This is a genomic window from Ezakiella massiliensis (genome assembly GCF_059862345.1).
The window spans coordinates 100,815-118,134 of sequence record NZ_JCBCEO010000002.1 but is presented as its reverse complement, the minus strand read 5'-3'; the positions used below and the strand labels follow the sequence as shown (position 1 = coordinate 118,134).

General features: G+C 38.1%; 16 protein-coding genes. 1 reads left to right on the top strand and 15 read right to left on the bottom strand.

The features are described from left to right. Window positions 1-33: 33 nt before the first annotated feature. The 8 genes from AC6FXG_RS03455 to AC6FXG_RS03420 form a co-directional block, all read right to left on the bottom strand. Entirely contained in the window at window positions 34-495 is a 462-nt protein-coding gene (locus AC6FXG_RS03455; protein WP_500571589.1) for a hypothetical protein, read from the bottom strand. A gap of 10 nt (window positions 496-505) precedes the next feature. After that, the gene (locus AC6FXG_RS03450; protein ID WP_500571588.1) at window positions 506-922 is read right to left on the bottom strand and encodes a histidine kinase; all 417 of its coding nucleotides are present in this window, start codon (window positions 920-922) and stop codon (window positions 506-508) included. An 8-nt stretch (window positions 923-930) separates the two neighbouring features. Next, a complete protein-coding gene (locus tag AC6FXG_RS03445; protein WP_500571587.1) occupies window positions 931-1,134 on the bottom strand; it encodes a helix-turn-helix transcriptional regulator in 204 nt (67 codons plus the stop codon). 276 nt (window positions 1,135-1,410) lie between these two features. Continuing rightward, window positions 1,411-1,623, bottom strand: a complete 213-nt coding sequence (locus AC6FXG_RS03440) for a DUF2922 domain-containing protein (protein WP_500571586.1) — start codon at window positions 1,621-1,623, stop codon at window positions 1,411-1,413. A 64-nt stretch (window positions 1,624-1,687) separates the two neighbouring features. Then, complete coding sequence (locus AC6FXG_RS03435; RefSeq protein WP_500571585.1) at window positions 1,688-1,831, bottom strand: hypothetical protein; 144 nt, start codon at window positions 1,829-1,831, stop codon at window positions 1,688-1,690. Window position 1,832: 1 nt separating this feature from the next. Then, a complete protein-coding gene (locus tag AC6FXG_RS03430; protein ID WP_075574203.1) occupies window positions 1,833-2,027 on the bottom strand; it encodes a DUF1659 domain-containing protein in 195 nt (64 codons plus the stop codon). 522 nt (window positions 2,028-2,549) lie between these two features. Then, window positions 2,550-3,092: a transposase gene (locus AC6FXG_RS03425; RefSeq protein WP_500571584.1), complete on the bottom strand. Its 543-nt coding sequence runs from the start codon at window positions 3,090-3,092 to the stop codon at window positions 2,550-2,552. 184 nt (window positions 3,093-3,276) lie between these two features. After that, window positions 3,277-3,882, bottom strand: a complete 606-nt coding sequence (locus AC6FXG_RS03420) for a DUF6088 family protein (RefSeq protein WP_500571583.1) — start codon at window positions 3,880-3,882, stop codon at window positions 3,277-3,279. Between the two features lie 1,036 nt (window positions 3,883-4,918). Between AC6FXG_RS03420 and AC6FXG_RS03415 the strand changes: the two genes are divergently transcribed. Then, the gene (locus AC6FXG_RS03415; RefSeq protein WP_500571582.1) at window positions 4,919-5,482 is read left to right on the top strand and encodes a sigma-70 family RNA polymerase sigma factor; all 564 of its coding nucleotides are present in this window, start codon (window positions 4,919-4,921) and stop codon (window positions 5,480-5,482) included. A gap of 32 nt (window positions 5,483-5,514) precedes the next feature. Here AC6FXG_RS03415 and AC6FXG_RS03410 read toward each other — a convergent pair whose 3' ends face one another. From AC6FXG_RS03410 to AC6FXG_RS03380, 7 genes are all read right to left on the bottom strand, one after another. Beyond that, window positions 5,515-5,742 (bottom strand): hypothetical protein, encoded by a 228-nt coding sequence (locus tag AC6FXG_RS03410; RefSeq protein WP_500571581.1) that lies wholly within the window; start codon window positions 5,740-5,742, stop codon window positions 5,515-5,517. A gap of 233 nt (window positions 5,743-5,975) precedes the next feature. Continuing rightward, window positions 5,976-6,200 carry a hypothetical protein gene (locus tag AC6FXG_RS03405; RefSeq protein WP_500571580.1) on the bottom strand — a complete coding sequence of 75 codons (225 nt, stop codon included), beginning with the start codon at window positions 6,198-6,200 and terminating at the stop codon, window positions 5,976-5,978. Window positions 6,201-6,457: 257 nt separating this feature from the next. Next, complete coding sequence (locus AC6FXG_RS03400) at window positions 6,458-7,240, bottom strand: hypothetical protein (protein WP_500571579.1); 783 nt, start codon at window positions 7,238-7,240, stop codon at window positions 6,458-6,460. 163 nt (window positions 7,241-7,403) lie between these two features. Then, window positions 7,404-8,138 (bottom strand): hypothetical protein, encoded by a 735-nt coding sequence (locus AC6FXG_RS03395; RefSeq protein ID WP_500571578.1) that lies wholly within the window; start codon window positions 8,136-8,138, stop codon window positions 7,404-7,406. A gap of 161 nt (window positions 8,139-8,299) precedes the next feature. After that, on the bottom strand, window positions 8,300-11,749 hold the full coding sequence (locus tag AC6FXG_RS03390) for an S-layer homology domain-containing protein (protein ID WP_500571577.1): 3,450 nt from the start codon (window positions 11,747-11,749) through the stop codon (window positions 8,300-8,302). A 483-nt stretch (window positions 11,750-12,232) separates the two neighbouring features. Further along, complete coding sequence (locus AC6FXG_RS03385; protein ID WP_500571576.1) at window positions 12,233-12,709, bottom strand: transposase; 477 nt, start codon at window positions 12,707-12,709, stop codon at window positions 12,233-12,235. Window positions 12,710-13,067: 358 nt separating this feature from the next. Beyond that, window positions 13,068-17,114: an AAA domain-containing protein gene (locus tag AC6FXG_RS03380; protein WP_500571575.1), complete on the bottom strand. Its 4,047-nt coding sequence runs from the start codon at window positions 17,112-17,114 to the stop codon at window positions 13,068-13,070. Window positions 17,115-17,320 lie beyond the last annotated feature (206 nt).

The window sequence follows — 17,320 nt, the reverse complement described above, 5'->3', positions numbered from 1 at the left end:
GCCCACAATAATGTGAGCCAAATTTTCAATCCCTTAATCCAATTTCTTAAGGCCATCATACAATTCATTAAAGGACTTTATTTTATCCATCCTTCCAAAAGAAAATTCTGTGTTTTCCCCAAATTCCAACAGGAAGCACTTGGCCAGCTCTTCAACGGTAACTTCAAGGGTTTCAAAAAAAGTTTGATATGCGAAGTTCTGCTCCTTACTTCCCTCTTCAAACATATTAATTATCATGGACTCGCAGACCTGGTCCAGTGGATACAACTTTATGTGCATGAGCTCGTGAACGATCGTCTCCTCGATGTTTTCGTCCTTGGGACTCGCTGCATTTAACATTAAAATTGCCTTTTTATCAGTTGGATCAATTTTAAAATCCCCCGTCTTCTTCCAGTCCTCATCCTCCACAAATTCCAATCTAATATCCCACTCAGGAACTATCCTGAGCTTTTTTGTATACTTATCAAAAATTTCCCTTGCCTTTAACTTATCCATATCTATCCACCTATATCCTATTCCAATCCCTGTCCTCTAGCCTTAAAAAATTGCCCTTGTTGTCAGCAAAAAGTCTGCCCTCAAAGGGAATTTCGTAGCTGATTTTTGCATTCAAATGCTTGAATGTCATTATAGTCTTGGCAAGTCCAGTCTTCACTTCAAAATTCGAAATTTCATTCCATGGCATGAGGAGGAAATCTTTCTTTAAGGTGTTTGAAACCTCTACCTCTTCTATGCCCTTGGGCGAAAAATGCAAAACAAAAGTCCGACTGGAATCCATTGCATAGTAGAGCTTGCTAGCCAGTAATTTTAATAAATCTTTTTTAAAATCATTGTGTTTCATGACAAGCAAGAAATTTTCACGATCGCCAAATCTCTCATAAACCTTATCGCTAATCTCCTGAGCGGAATTAAATAATAAACCCATATATCCTCCTATTTAAAAATAAAAACTTCCTTTATATCCTTGTTCAAAACCTTGCAAATCTTGTAGGCAGTTTCCAGGGTCGGACTAATAGTGTTGTTCTCATAAGCCATGATCGACCGCCTCTTGAGGCCGACTGCCTGGGCCAACTTGTGCTGGGACAAGCCCATTTCCTTGCGAAATTCTCCAATCCTATTTTCAATTACCACATCCACAAGCCCACCTCCTCAAATGACCTTTCATTTTTACTATAAATGTTACATTTTTAGTACATATGTTACATTTATAGTACCATCATAAAAGAAAAATGTCAATATATTTTGAAAACAATTTATAAAATTAAATTTATAAACACCTCACCCAAGCTCTTGTTCAAAAAGAAAATATGGCCACCAAATTGGTGACCATTAGATCGCCCCCACACCACAAATTGTAAACAAAAAAAGGATGCGTAAGGTTTTATCCCTACACATCCTTCTCATCACCCACTCTTAGGCGAGTTTTTCTGTTGTAATTGTGATTACATTTGCCTCTAATAGGCTTTGGGCTTGGCTATCCTTATACATTAGAGTATTTGATCCGAGGATTTTGGCAGTTTCTTGCTTAATTGCCTCTCCTGTTAGCCCTTCTTTGAATTCTGATAGTGAAATTGAAAAGCTTTGTTTATTAGCGTTTTCAAATTTCAATTGCAATCTTTTCTTCATCTTTACCTCCTTATATTATTTTATCATGGACAGGATATACTTAACTATATCCCGCAAATTTATCTTAAAGACCTGGCCTGCGACCGGTTCCAAGTTCAAAGTGCCGTCGCCAATGGCGGCTTCTGCTATAGCCTGGAGGGCCGGGGTCGTCTACATCTAACTTAATTTCTTTGAGTCCACCCTTGCCGGTGGCCAAGATAATAATCATATTAAGCACCGACCTTGTAGATTTCGGTTACAACCTTGTGGACTTCTGGCATATCTAGGCCAATAAGGCCGTGAAAACCATCAGCCATCTTTAGGATATCTTCCCTAGAAGCTGTATCTGCCACATTGTTGATTGTCTTGGAAGACAAATATTCCTTGCCTTCCCTTTCCTTTTTAAGTTTTAATACAACTTTCATTCTTTCTCCTCCTTAGAATTATATTTTTGCAAGGCCTTTTTAACCCCTTGCATATATAGATATCCTGAGCGAAGGAAAATTACGAAGAAATTGGAAAAAATTTTGAATTTTTATTTGCACAATAAAACGCCGAAACCTCACCCCAAAAATGGGGTTCGGCCCCGGAATGTCCACCATAAAGGATGGACGCTACACGCGATACGCATCTATATAATGAATACCATTGGTATAAATAAAACGTCACGCCCAAATATATCTTATGAAAATTAATAATGGCTAAATTGTGATTTGATCTATGTATATTCATAAGAACGTTGTAGAGGTCACCTTGCAGCCCTGCCCAAGAGAGCGAGTAATAACGATGCTCGATTGGTATGCAGGACTCACGCAACTTGTTGCCCAAGAGGTCAATTTCCTGTAGAGGCGATCCTTTATGGTCGCCAAGAAATTGACCGATTGGTTGCAACAATCTGAGAAGAATGGTGACCATTCAAAAACGGGGGTTCGATGCCCCCGTTTTTGCTATTTATGATTATTTTTATTTTTTAATTTTTGTTTCTCTATTTCCGCTTCTCTATTCCATTTCTTTAACAAAATCTTAAACGATGCCACACGCGGATTATTTTCGACATAATTATAACAATCTTCCATCTCTTTATCATTTCTTATTATGTGATCATAAAAATCCCTTTGCCAAAACCTATCTACATACTGAGGGGCAAATTTATTTTGAACCAAAATTTTATAATCAACATAAATTAAATTTTTAAATCTACTTACAATATCACTTAAATTATATTTTCCATCACTTGCATTGGAAATAATAAAATGAACGTGGTCGGGCATGGTGCATTCAACATTAAATTTTACGCCTGCAAACTCATTCTCAATTTTGCTATATGTATTTTTGAATAAATTTTCTAATTCTTTGGAGTAATAAATAAATTCATCATCCTGAATCTTGCCGAATAATTTTTGTCGATTATCTGTACATATTGTTATAAAATACGGGCCATATCCATTGTAATTATAATTCTTTAATCGCCTTTCTTTTCTAACAAACATTGCCTACCTCCGTGTGGTTTAATATTATCATAATGAATTTCAATATTCAACATAATTGCGTATAAATGCCGAGACCTCAACCGGGTTGCACCCGGCATCGGCCCCGGAATGTCCACCATAAAGGATGGACGCTACACCGCAGAGCGATATATGAGATGAATGAATTTAAATAAGGCATACGTTTTTATTCACCCTCACAAATTTCTCTTATAACTTCATATATCCATGCTGGCACTGACTTTGCTTCAGCCATCAAATCCTTCTTCTCTTCTTCTGTGAGGTTTTCCCTTATCTTTTGTATAACTTCATCAGAAATATTTTCTCTTCCCAAAGATTTAATTGCTTGAATAACTGTCGCTGTCTTCAAAGACATATTGGCAATTTCTCCTGGATTTACTTTTTTAAATTCTAAAATAGTATCTCCAATTTTATATTCCTTATATCTTCCACTAGATATATATTTATAGTGAGTTGGAACTTGTGTTGAAAGTCCTAATAAGTTTAAAGCAGTGCTATTATATGGAGCAATATTCCAATTATATTTTCTTGCTATAGCAAGTGCTAACTCGTGGATTGAAACCTCCTCATTCTCACCAATAAGCTCACTATAACTTGGATTGTAATAAAATCCATTAATAACACGCTTAATTTTATTTTCACTAACTAATTGATTTAAAGTTCTACGTACTGTTTCATTGCTAGCTATATCTAAAAAATCATTATTTATAAAAACTTTTCCACTATCAAAATTTTTAATTCTATTTTTTATTTGATCTAAATAAGAATTCATTCCGCACCACCTTTCTCCCGAATATTGTATCATATTCGGGAGAATTATTCAATTTTTCTTAATTGTTGATCGTCATATTGACCGACATTTTGGGCTTTTAGTGCGGGACTTTTCGGGCCACATTCTCCTCAGATTGTTGCAACCAATGAAACAAAATTTTTTTGTCCGAAATAAATCGGACGCTACCTAAAATTTTGTTTTCTTGCCCATACGAGGCGGTGGCTACCATAAAGGTAGCCGCTACAATTTTCCGCCTCGTGTGCAAGGATCGCCGTTACGCCACATCCATGTTTGTGGATTGAGGAAATTCTATTTACATATGAGAATTTTGTGTTATAATATATGTAGTTTGACTTCGTTATATGAGGCCGGAAATCGCAAGCGGGGTCAGGCGAAAATAATGTATATAAACCTCGATTGCCCGGCATCGAACCTGGGCAATCGAGATGTCCACAATTCTCCTCAGACTGTTGTAACCAATCAGGAAAAATTTGGGCCACATTCTCCTCAGATTGTTGCATCCAATCAAACATCGCCTATGGCTCGTTTTCTTGGGCAACAAGTTGCGTGAGTCAACGCTAGCCAATCGTCTTCGCCTTTTCAAGGCTCGTCTCTTGGGCGTGGCTGCAAGTCGCCCCTACAGGAATTTTTCCTGATTGGACAACAGGTTGCGTGAGTCACTGCATACCAATCGAGCGTCGTTTGCACTCGCTCTCTTGGGCAGGGCTGCAAGTGGACGGTACCGCCGATATCTTAGGCGAGAGAAATCAAAAGGATAGATATAAAAATAACTAAAAGAAGGAAAAACAAAATGAAAATTAAAAATCAAAATGAATATCAAATGGAAAATCAAATCGAAAATAAAATTGAAAACAAACGCATGGAGGAATATGAAAATAAAAACGAAATTAAAATTTAAAACGATTGCACGGGGGAATGTGAAAATAAAAACGAAAATATAATTGAAAACGATCGCACGGGGGAATGTGAAAATAAAATGGAAAATACAAATAATAACAAAAGGACAGGTGATGATATGAATAAAATTGAAAAAATTATTGAGGATTATAGGCCGCTGATTTTGGCGTCCATATCTAGGTATTGCAATTTGCCGGGATTTTTTGACGACCTATACCAAGACGGGGTTGTGGAGGTAATTGAGGCCATGAAGGAATACGACCCAGCCAAGGGGACGGTCGGAGGATATTTAAAGACCAGGCTCAAACTATTTTATATAAACAAATACAAGCGCCTGATTAGACGGGAAACAGACGACATAGACAACATCAAAGCAAAAGATCAACCATCGGTCATGGCAATCGCCGCCCACGAAAATAAAATGCTGGTCGCCAGACTCCTCTCGATATTAGACCCAGACGAAAGAACAGTTATAGAACTAACATTTTTAATGGATATGCGGGCAAGTGAGGTTAGTAAAATAATGGGCATAAGCAAAAGAAAAGTCTATTATTTGAAAGAAACGGGGATGAAGAAGTTGCAAAAGATGTCTACACGGGAAAATTTATCCATGAGGGATATGGTGAATGACGAAGATGTGTACAAAGGTGGGGGGAAGAAAACGTATAAGAATTTTGAATAAATTGATATGTAAAAGAGGGCTCACGCCCTCTTTTATCTTTTTTTCTTCTTATTTTTATTCTGTCTTTTCTTTTTGGTTTTGTTCTTTTTGTTTTTATATTTTTTCTTCTTCTTTGTCTTCTTTTTAATCTTTTCTTTCTCAATATCTTTAATTTCATCAAAGACAAGAATTAGCATCCTCAGGGCAAAAACCACATGATAAGCTGCCCCAGTGGCGAAATGTTCAAAAACATTTAGTATAATTTTTAGTATGTTTAGCACTTCATTCACCTCCCTGTGTGCTTACTATGGGTTACTGATGTAGAGAGCTTCACCCCCTATACCAGGATGATCAGTTCTGATCATTCACTAACAATTTTTAAAATAAAAATAGAGAAGCTGTAAAAGCTCCCCTATATAAAGTATGTCAGAAAATCGTTTGGATAAAAAAATCAGAATTAACCAAGCAATAATTCAACTACTTGACGGCAGTCATTACAAATAAAAAAAGGGCCTTATAGCCCTTTTCTGTGCATGATGTTTTGCTCAAGAATCTTTTTAAATTCCCAGGCAATTTTAATAAGCTTTACATTTATCATAACTACGGTAAAGAAATTTATTTCTCCAGTCAAAAGATCAGTAATATCCAAAATATTTTTTGTAATACTTACGACCGCGATATACTTATCCTTTTTTACTATTAGTTCTAGAAATTCCAGAATAATTTGTAAGAAGATCATAGTGCCCCTCCCTTCATAAAAAATTAGGATTTTTGGTCCCGTATTTTATATGTCAGAATTTAAAAATTTTCGCTTAAAACGCTGAAAGTATAGGCACAAATCGCACAACCAAGCCATTTATGAGTCATGTAATTTTATGTAAAATTAGGTTTTATGTAAAAAACATAGTATTTTAAAAAAATAAAAGGGAATTTTTTGCACAAAAAAACCGGCAATCAATTTCTTGAAAGCCGGTCTAATCATTATTATATAAGTGTTTATGATACTAGTTCATGTATTGTTGTTACTATTATTATGCCGTATTCTATTAAAAATTCTTTTTGTAAATCTGTATAATTGTTCTTCTCATTTAATGCATTTTCAGACTTATGTCTGAAGCAATGAGTAATGGTTCTATATTCTTTTATTTTTTCATAATCTATAAATGAAAAAGCAATTGGACTACAGTCAAGCTCTGGATATTTTCCATCTTTATTTAAAAGGTGCTCAATCATATTATTTAATTCTGCTATTTTTTCATCTGTCTCCATCTCACTAAAAGATGCTGACCTATTAGATATTTCTCTGAACTTTTCATCTAATGCGAAATCTTTAAATGTTCGACCAGGTGTTCTCTCTAGTTCAAATTCACTCGCGAAAGCTCTCCTTGCAGCCCAAGTTACAGATCTATTTGCTTCACCTTTGCCCATAGAAATTAGTCTGTTCCTGATGTCATCATAAGTAAATTTAGATAAATCTTCATAAGGTCTGCTAACAATATCTGGGAATTGTTTTATTCTATATCCAGATTTACAAATAAAATAACAAGAAGTATAAAACAATACCTCCTCTTTTAGAGTATAATTCATACTTGGTTCACATAAGTCTTTTATTTTTTCCAATGCATCTTTTGGATCAAAAATATCAAAATCAAATTTCTCTCCATTTATATCATTATTTGAATTTAAGTCAAAAGTATAGACCTCAATTGTAGAAAAAAATTTATAGTGATATTCATTTTTTTTTATATTATCATAATAAAAATCTAATAAATTAATCATTGTTACCTCCTCTATAAGTTAATCGGTAGCTAATATTTCCTCTACCATCTACAACCAGTCTAGCATCCACAATGTATAATTGCAAGGGAATTTGCACAATCCCATACCCTATGAGAACATACATGTAAAAAAACCCCGAAGGGTCTACTTATACTTTTCTGCTTCACTCATATCTAGTATAAATTTCTTTAGACTTACCGTTTCTTTTAATCCAATACTCTTTATACTCACAAGAAATTAAGCCGATTAATGTTGCTGCAACAAATGGAAAAAGGAGAATTTTCCATACGTTTTTACTTATAACAATAGCGTTCATAATATCGGGATCATTAAATACAAGCGTTCCTCTCAAATTACCAGTAAATTCAAGTCCCAAAGTTACAAAAGCTGAAATTATACCATTGCCCATTTTAGCAACTTCCAAATTATCTAGTGTACTTATATATGACCATAATACAACCATTAAAAATATCATAAGATAATATGATATTATAACATTTTTTGTTATAACAAGAAGCAAAGCAAAAAAGCAAAGATTAACAACAAAGAAAACGCTTGCTCCATAAAAAATAAATTTACATACACTATTAAATATTTCTTTCAATTTTGATAAGAAAAGCACCACAATAATAACTAAAACTGATCCAAAAAGCAAGAACAGCAAAAAGCTCATACCGCACTCTGTCTTAATCTTATCATTAAAACAACCTAATATGATTGATGATAAGACTGCTATACATAAACTAACTATATACTGTATATTTATGCATTTATTCTCAAAGCTTTTTTTATTTATTATCCACTCTCTATTTTTTTCTTGATTTTCAAAAATACAAGAAAATAGAGATTTAGATTTATTTTCCTCAGACAATTTTTCTGATTTTTTATTATTATTCATATATGTCCTCCCGTTTTATTTCTTTATCATATCATAACATAATTATGTGTTTTGTCAAGTTTGAGGAAGATCAGGGAAATGATCTATGAGGAGTGAGGTATTATATGTAACAAAAAAGACCCCGAAGGGTCTTTTTTGTTGTAATAAGAACTAAGTCTTAATTATTTTACAGCTTCAGCTTCGTATACAGCGATTAATGCTCTAATGTTTGCAACATCAGCATCAATGTTTGCTTTCTTAGCTGCTTCTTCTGAAGCATTTGCTACTGTGAAAGCTTTGCCTTTTAGAGCTGTAATAGCGTTATTAACATCGTCAATCTTAGCTTTTACATTTGCCTTAGCGTTAACTTCGTCTGTGTAGTTATTCATTACACGTGCGAATTCATTTTCAATTCTTCTAGCTTCTGAATCTCTGTAAGCATTTACTCTCTTTTGAGCTGCTGTTGTCTTATCAGCTTCGATGCTATTTTCATAAGCTGTTACTTTAGCTTTTGTTGTAGCTTCGATAGCTGAGTGTGCATTTCCATTTACTAACTTAGATGTGTCAATTCCTGGAATGTTCTTGTATGCATCATATACTTCTAGTAGACCTTTAGCTTCTTCATATTCTTCAGCTGTTGTGATCTTGCCAGTATCTGGAGCAGCTTTTGCTTGCATCTTCTTGTTGAAGTCATATAGAGCTTTAATAGCTTTGTCATAATCAGCTTGGAATTTAACAGCTGGTTCTCCATCTACAAGAGCGTCAAGAGCTTTCTTTTCATCTTCTGTAACTAAGAGTTTCTTAGCTGCATCTGATAGATCGTTGTATTTATCCAAAGCAGCCTTAGTATTAGTAGCATTCTTAGTTGTTGTTGCTGTAGCTAGAGCTGCCTTGAATGCATTGTATTTAACATAATCTTCTGGTTTTAGTTCAAGTGCTGGAGCTGCGCCTGGTTTTGTGTATACGATAAGGTCAGCGTATCCGCCTCTTACATATACCCATGCGTAGTCAAGTCTTGAGTCACCAAATTCTTTAGTGTTAACGTCTGTCTTGAATGCTGAGTGTCCTTCAAGTTTAATTGAGTAAGCTCTTCTGTCTTCAACTTTTCCTTCAGCTGTTGCTGTGATGATAGCATCAAATCTTGCAGCCTTTGGATCTGAATCTTTAACTCTTCTGAATTCTACATATTCACCAATTAGTCCACGATTTCTCATGTTAACTGCGCTAGCTGGATTAATTTTGAATTCTTCGAACATACCACGTGATACTTCGATTTCAACAACATTTGAGTAGTTGTCAATTCTTGCAATTCTACCAATTTCTGGTTTTTCTAGGTCAGCTTGAGGTCCTTTGTAGTTTGTGAAGATAATTGCCTTTGCAAAGTCATCTCTAGCATCATTGTATCTGCCCCATGTTGCAACGTCAATCTTATCTAAGAAATCTGCATATTCTTTTTCTGTTAGAACAGCTGCCATTAGGTCAGTGTTGCCAGCGTTGTATTTCTTAACATCAGCTAGTGTAACCTTTGAAATTACATAGTCTCTCTTACCTGTTCTTGTGTCAACATTGATTACGAATACGTCAGTTTCATCTGTGTATCTGTAGTCTTTGCTACCAACTCTTACGAAGTCTCTTCTTGCATCGATAAATGCTGCATAAGCCCATTTATGACCATCAAAGTTATAATCTTCAGTGTCTTTATCATAACCATAAGCGAATCCATCGATCATAGCAACTGTCTTAGCGTTTCCGTCTTTGTCAGCTGCTGTGTAAACTAGGTCAAGTCTGTTGAATCTATCAAATCTCCATGTTTGAGTTGCATTCCAACCATAACGATAGTAGTTTGAATCCCAACCATCTGTTAATCTGAATTTAACTTCTTCTGGTGCGTTTGGTAGATAGAATTCCATACCTTTAGCTGAGATAACTTTGTCAACTAGAGCTAGTCTATCTGTGAATTTTTCGTGTGATGTGATTAATTGGATATCTCCAAACACGTCTAGTAATACTTTAACATCTGCTCCAACCATGTCATCGATTTGTGCACGTGAATCTAATCTTCTGAAGTGATTATCATCGTATGCATATACTGATTGGAATGGGATATCAGAGAATTTCTTTGAGTTTAGATAGAATGCATCTGATGCATCTTCTGCAACTTTAAGAACTGCAAATTCTCCCCATTTGTCAATGTATGTTTTAACTAGGTTTGTATCAAGTTTTGCGTCTTGTCTAACAAGTGTTAGGCCGTCCATCCAGTGAATTGTGTCATCAGCTTTGATATCAGATTTTGAAATTAATCTGAAACCATCTTTTGCTGTGTAACCAATAATTCTAGCAGCTGGTGTCATTCTTTCTACTGCAGCGTCTCTTGCGTCGTTCCAGTAGTAAACATCGTTTCCATCTCTTTCAACTTTTTGAACTGGAGCGATGTCTGTGTAGTTATAAGCATCTACAAATAGAACCATGCCGTCTTTAACTGTGACTCTAGCAAAGTTAGCGTTTAACTTTCTGTCATTGCCTTTCTTTAGGTTTAATCTTTCTGCAAAGTCTAGGTAGTTGTAGTTTTCAGCTCTTCTGTCGTTTGTTACATAAGTTCTGTATACTCTGTCATCTCTGTCATATCTTCGAATATTGTAGAGACCATCGCCTTCTCTGTAATATCTTTCGTCGAAACGTACGTTGAATTTTTTGTTAGCGATTGAGAATGTTTTACCATCCTCTGATGCGCCAAAGCCGCCCCAGTAGTATTCATAGTTTGTGTTATCAACAACAACTTTAACTAGTTTGCCATTTTCATCAACTGTGAAGTTAGCAACTTTACCCATTAGGTTTTCTGTGTCAGCTAGGCCATTTTCAACTTTAACGTTTTCAATGTCAAATACCATTTGTTCGCCAACTTTAGCTGCTCCTCTTTCGTTAACGTTGTTAGCAATTTGAACAACTGATAGAACTTCAGCTTTGATTTGGTTTTTACCAAGTTGAGCTACTCTGTTGTTTTCAAGAACGATCATTTTGTAAACATTGTATTTACCAAAGTCTTCTCTTGATAGAGCGTTGTAGAGCATCATGAATACGTTTCTACGTACTGCGTTCTTTGTGTATTCGCCAGCGATTTCTTCTGTACCTTTGAATAGTCCAAGTTCAGTTGCTTTTGCAATGTAAGATGTTGGGTATACCATACCATCTTTTTCTTCTCCCATGAATCTAACAAGGGTTGTAGCAATTTCAGCGTAGGAAATTGATTTTCCTGGCATGAAGTTGTTTTGTGGGTCACCCTTCATCCATAGGTTGTCGTGTGCAACTGTTGCATATCCATTAGCCCAGTGAGCAGCAGTCATGTCTGCAAACTTGCTTGGAAGAGTAGCAACTGATTTAGCAACTGCATCCTTTCCGTCTGCTCTAACAAGAATTGCTGCGAATGATGCGCGGTCAATGTCTTTGTCGAGCATTAAATCTCCTGACTTATCACCTTCAATGATTTTAAGATCATCTTTTAAGAAATCGATGAATTCTTCATTCTTTGCAATGTTTTCAGCTGTAACGTCTTTAACGTCTTCTTCAGCGTAAACTGGAGCAAAGATTGATAAAACCATTAATAGTGAAAGTACTATTGATAATGTTTTTCTCATAGTCTTTAGACCTCCTAATAATTTTGGTATACGAATATCGTATCCTTGCATTTATTATATCAATCATCAGAATTAAAAATCAAGTGTTTTGAGCCAATGTAATGTAAACGTAATATTAGCGTAACATTAGGAAACATAAACACGGGGTTTAATCCGTAGATTGATCTTGGATATATAATAGCATATATATGTGACAAAGGTGTTACAGCCATGTTTCTGTTTAATTATATCTTCAACTTTTCGGCTTCGACTTGGGTGTAGCAATCTCGTCCACGGGACATCGAGTCTCCGTGGGCGAGAGGCGACCATTTCAGGATCGCCGTTACGCCACTGCCATAGCCTGGAGAGAGGCTTGATGACAAATGAGCTTTCCAACTCTTGTCAGCCATCTTTCGTCGTGAGGAGGCACTCGGATGCTCGACCACAGGTCGAGAGGCGACCATTCCAGGATCGCCTAGAGAAAACTTCTTCAAAGGTGTGCGACTATATGGGTTTATTGTAGTTTTTTGGATTGTCTCGGATATAATTTGCGTAGTTTCTGTAGGATTGAGGATTCATTATTACTTTTTCGTAATAGTCTCTTTGCCAAAACTTACTTTTATATTCTGGGAGTCTGCCATCTTTGATTAGTTTTACCGTCCCAGTATAGATTATGGATTTGTATTCTTTGACTATGTCTCCAAGGATTTTCTGATGATTGGTATTGTTAGCAACAATAAAATGCACGTGGTCAGGCATTGTTACACGTTCAAAAAATTTTACACCCGGCATATTGTCTTCTATTATATTATATGTATTAAAAAATAGGTCAGCCAGTTCTGGAATATGGTAAATAAATTCGTCATTTTCAATTTTTCCAAATAAATTTTGTCCCTTGTAGGTTATCAATGTTACAAAATAAGGCCCATAAGACGAGTAATCATGGTCGGGTAATCTGAGATTTCTTCTATAATAATGCATATCTATTCTCCTTTAGGTAAAATATAGCATAAATACATAGAAAGCTCAAGGTTGTGGCTGTGCACGTATCGGCCGGAGGGCGATCAAAAATTCGATGGTCCGTCGTGGGCCTGAGAATTTTTAAATCAATAAAAATCCCATCAATATGAAATATTTATATAAATGGTATTCATTTAATAATGGCGTATCGCGTGTAGCGGTCGTGGTTAATCCCGACCATCCCGGGGCCGATTACGGGTTGCAGCCCGTATGAGGTTTCGGGGTTTAAAAAAATATAAGTTTTTATAAAAATGTCCCCATTCAAAAATCCGCCCCGTGAGGCGGATTTTCATTCAATTGATTTAAATCAATCAATCTCTTATCTTCTATTATTTATATTTTCTACCAACTCATCTATGGCGGTTTTGGGGTCATAGATGTATTTGCTTTCGCGGATGTGGGCGAGTTTCCAGCCGACTCTTTCGAGGGTGAGGGTGGTTTCGAGTTCGGTATTTAATTTGTCGCGGTCGGGTTTCATGCTGGCTGAATGGGCCATGACGGCGACTTTTGGTTCTTTGACCACGAGCGGCAGTGGGTATTTGCCGGCTGAGTGGTTGGTTTGAATTTCGAATCCTGCTCTCTCGAGTTCAGCTTTGATTTCTTCTTCAAAGGCTGTAAGCGTGTGGTTTTTGTGGTAGTTTTCGTGGGCTTCTTCAAAGTATTCGATGGTGAATTGTCTGAGGTCACCCGTCTTTAAATCTTTTTGTCTGAGGGACGTAACTAAAATTTCTTGGTCGCGGGCCCGTGAGAAGGCTACATTGTAGCGTTTTTTGTTGAGGTCTTCTCCTCCTTCGCTCATGAGGCGGAGGGGTTTGTCCTGTGGGCTGTCGACCATGGATAAGAAGATTATATCTCTTTCGTCTCCTTGGAAGTCGACGGGTGTGCCTGCCATAAGTTTGCGGTTGTCGTAGTCGATGATGTCGATTTGTTCGATCATCATGTCGTCTATGAGTTTGGCTTGTGCGTCACCCAGGAGTGATATCACACCGATTGTCTTTCCGTCGTAGGCAGGGTCTGCCAAGATTTCTTTGATGGTCTCCAAGATTTTGTCAGCTTCGATTTGGTTTGTATCGCCTTCGCGAACGCCCTCCACATGGACCAGTTTGAGGGCTGGTTTAATTGTCGTATCATTGGTGTCACGCAGGGGCAAAATTTTACCGTCGTATGAGAGTTTGTTGGAGTATTCGATAATCTCTGGGACTGACCTGAATTGTTCCTTGAGTAAAAATGATGGGAAGGACGCTTTTAAGATGTCGTAAAGGGATGTGGTCAGGTCCATGAGGTGGTAGTTGGGGAAGTCCTCGGATAGTGAGGCTGCCCTTAGGTTTTTCACACGCTCTAGGCCGATGTTGGCGTAGAGAGGTGTGGTTTGTTTGTCGTCGCCGATGGCAATTATCTTTGGCGAAGTGTAGACGATTGGCAGGGATAATATATCGGCCTGGCTGGCTTCGTCTACGATTGTGAGGTCAAAGTATTGTTTGAGGGCGACGTTATCTATGCAGTCGTCAATGGTCATGATCCAGCAAGGTACATAGCCTTGGGCTTCTCTTAAGAGGTCGTCGGCCTTGGCTTTGAGTTCCTTGGCGTCGCGTCCTGTGCCCTTGCCGATTTTTTTGTAAGTGAGCTCAAGGCCTTTTAAGGTTTGCCTGATCTCTGGATTTTCGTCCATGCGTTTTAGGAAGTGGTACCATGAAAGCGTGCGCGCGTATTCGCGGTTGTTTTCGATAATGGATTTCCTGTACCAGGACAGCATCTTCCGCATTTTTTCGTAGGGGTTTTTGATGATCTTGGAGACTTCTTCGTCCAAGATTTTAACCTTCCAAGCGGTTTCGATGTGGTCGGGCACTTCCCTTTCCCCGTGGATGCCAAAGCGTCTGTCCAAAAATTCTTTCCAGGATGGAGCTATGTCCAGGCGTTTTAAAAGCTGTTGACGTTTTTTTGCAATGGCGATACGGCGACTCATGGCCTCGTACTCGGCGTAGTCCTCGGAGTATTGGATGAGTTTTTTATTTAATGTATCGTTTTTGAGAGCGTTTATGATTTCAATTTCATCTGTTGAGGACAAGAGTTCAGCGTTTGTGGTCAGCTTGTGCCTTTGAGTCAAGACTTCCTTATTATATAGGTTCATGAGCTTCAAGAGATTGTAGATGTCGGTTGACAAGTAGGCGAGGATTTCGCTGGATGGGTTTTCGCTAACCGGACCCAGCTTGTTTATAATCTTGGCCGGTAAAATTTCTGTCAGCCTGTGGTGGACTCTCATGTATAGGTCTTTGAAAGCGTAGAGCTCTTCGAGTTTTTGGAAGATGAAGTCCTTGTTTTTGAAATAATCGTCAAAGGGTTCGCCTTCTTTGGAGGCGATCAATTCGTCGTAGACGCTTTTTAATTCGTCAATCAAAACGTCATAGTTCATGAGGACTATGGCATCGGACACATCTTTTTTGCTGCGGATGGGCTCGCCGTTTATCTTGAACTCTTCCATAACTAGCTTGCGGTTTTTCTTGAAGAGCATATCAAAAGTGCCGGGCTTGTCCTTCTTGGAATAAATTTCCTCTAGGATTCCCAGCTCTTCGATTATGTCGGCTCTGGCAATCTTTGGATAGTCAATGGATTTGCCCGTCAGGGTTTCGATGTTGGCGGCTCTAAAGCGGTCAACTTCCATTGACAGGCGGCTGAGCTCCTTGTATTGTTTGTTGTCAATTATATTTAGGCCGGCCCTGATTGCGTTTTGCTGCCACTCGGGCAAGTCTATATAGGATTTCAGGGCTTCAAGGTCGGTGTAGAGTTCATCGTAATCGCCGTAGGTCGTTAAGATCTCGCCCATGACTTTGACTCCGTCGTCCGTGAGTTCCGTGCCGGCAGGTGCCAGGGGCTTGTATTTGAGGGATTCAAATTCCAAGCGGTCCAGATTTGCAAGGACTTCTTCAAATTGGCTAGGTGTTAAGAGTTCATTTATGTCCGGCAGATTTTTATCAAGAGCCTTTTCCTCTTCGAAAGAGACTTCCTTGTTGGAATTGTAAAGGTAGTCGAGTTCGTCCTTGTCGAAGGGGAAGGCGGTGTTTTTGATTGAACCGGGAATGAGGCTCATGTATTCGTAATTGTCCACGACGAATTTGGCGGCCTCGATTGGCGTGAGCTTTTCGTCGTCATAGTAGATTGGCAGGCCCTCTGTCTCCAAGATGTTTAGGATGGTTGACTTGGTCTCCTCCATGCGGGAGAGGATGTCGGCCCTTTCGCCTGCGAATTTCTTGGCCTTGGCTTCCATCTCGAGGGTTGTGTGGTTGGAGATAAATTCATTTATATAATAGAGGGTTTCGTTGATGTCGTCGTTGGAATCCATGATCCTGGACACAACAAGGCCGTTAAAGGCAGGGTCGATCATGTTTTTTAGAACGCGGAGGGCTTTTTTCTTTTTAGATAAGACCAAAATGCGTTTGCCCTCAGCCAGATAATGGCCGATGATATTGGCAACCGTGTGGGTCTTGCCCGATCCCGGTGGGCCGTCGACGAGGGTCACGGTGTTGGCGTAAGACGATTTAAGTATGTTTAGCTGCTCGGAGTTGTACTCCTTGGTAAAGAGGCCAAAGTCAAGGGGCTTGGTCTCCTCTTCTTTTATGACAGTGTCTCCTGAAATTTGCGAGATGATCGGTGACTTGCGGTCGGCCTCGTAAAAGGCGATGGCCCGGTCAAAGGTCGTGGTCGCTGCAGAAGTTTTGGGCGCCAAAATAATAACATTCCTATCAATTAGAGTAACTGGAGTCAGCTTGTAGTCGGCTGTGTAGTCCTCGACCACTTGGCCCTCAGCGTGAAGGCGCTTGGCAATGCCCCGCATAAAGGCGGACGACTCCTTGGAGGAAATTGGATTGTAATAATTTTGCCTGAGCTCGTCAGAAATCCGCTTTAGCTCCATGGGGTTGACATTTGAAATCTTGGACAGGAGTTTGACATTTAAGTCGGAAGTGACATTTGAATTCTTGAGCTCGATGATTTGCTTTTTGGGATCCATAGAAATATTAATCCTCTTGGTAAAGACCGGGTAATTGATATCGGACTCAGAGGATGAAGTGAGAATCGCATTTGCAATGTAAAGGTCCAGGTCCTCGCTCTCGTTTTGAATAATGTAAAAGAGTTTTAAAAATTTGAGGTAGAGATCTTGGATCCGGCGGTCCTCAGCAGATTTTGAAGAGAAGGGACGCTTGATACGCAAAATAAATTCGTCCTCAGGGCCGCCAGTGGCAATGTAGGTCGAATTTTTGGGTAGGTCGTCCAAGTACATATAAAAATCCAATTCATCCAAATTGGAAATAGTCTTGTCCTTCTCGTATGAAAGTTGTCTTAAGAATCGTAAAAGTGAAATCGTCTTGTCCATAATAACTCCAATCAAAAACATTTGCACCAAAAGATGCAGATTTATATTTACATTATAACATAAGGGGCGAGCAATGGGCAAATAAAAAATATTTCCAATAAAAAATGACCCATAAGGGCCATTTATACATACATAATTTGCGAGGGCCGTAAGATTCTCAACACCTCATATTCATAATTTGCGAGGAAAAATTGATGAATTTTTGT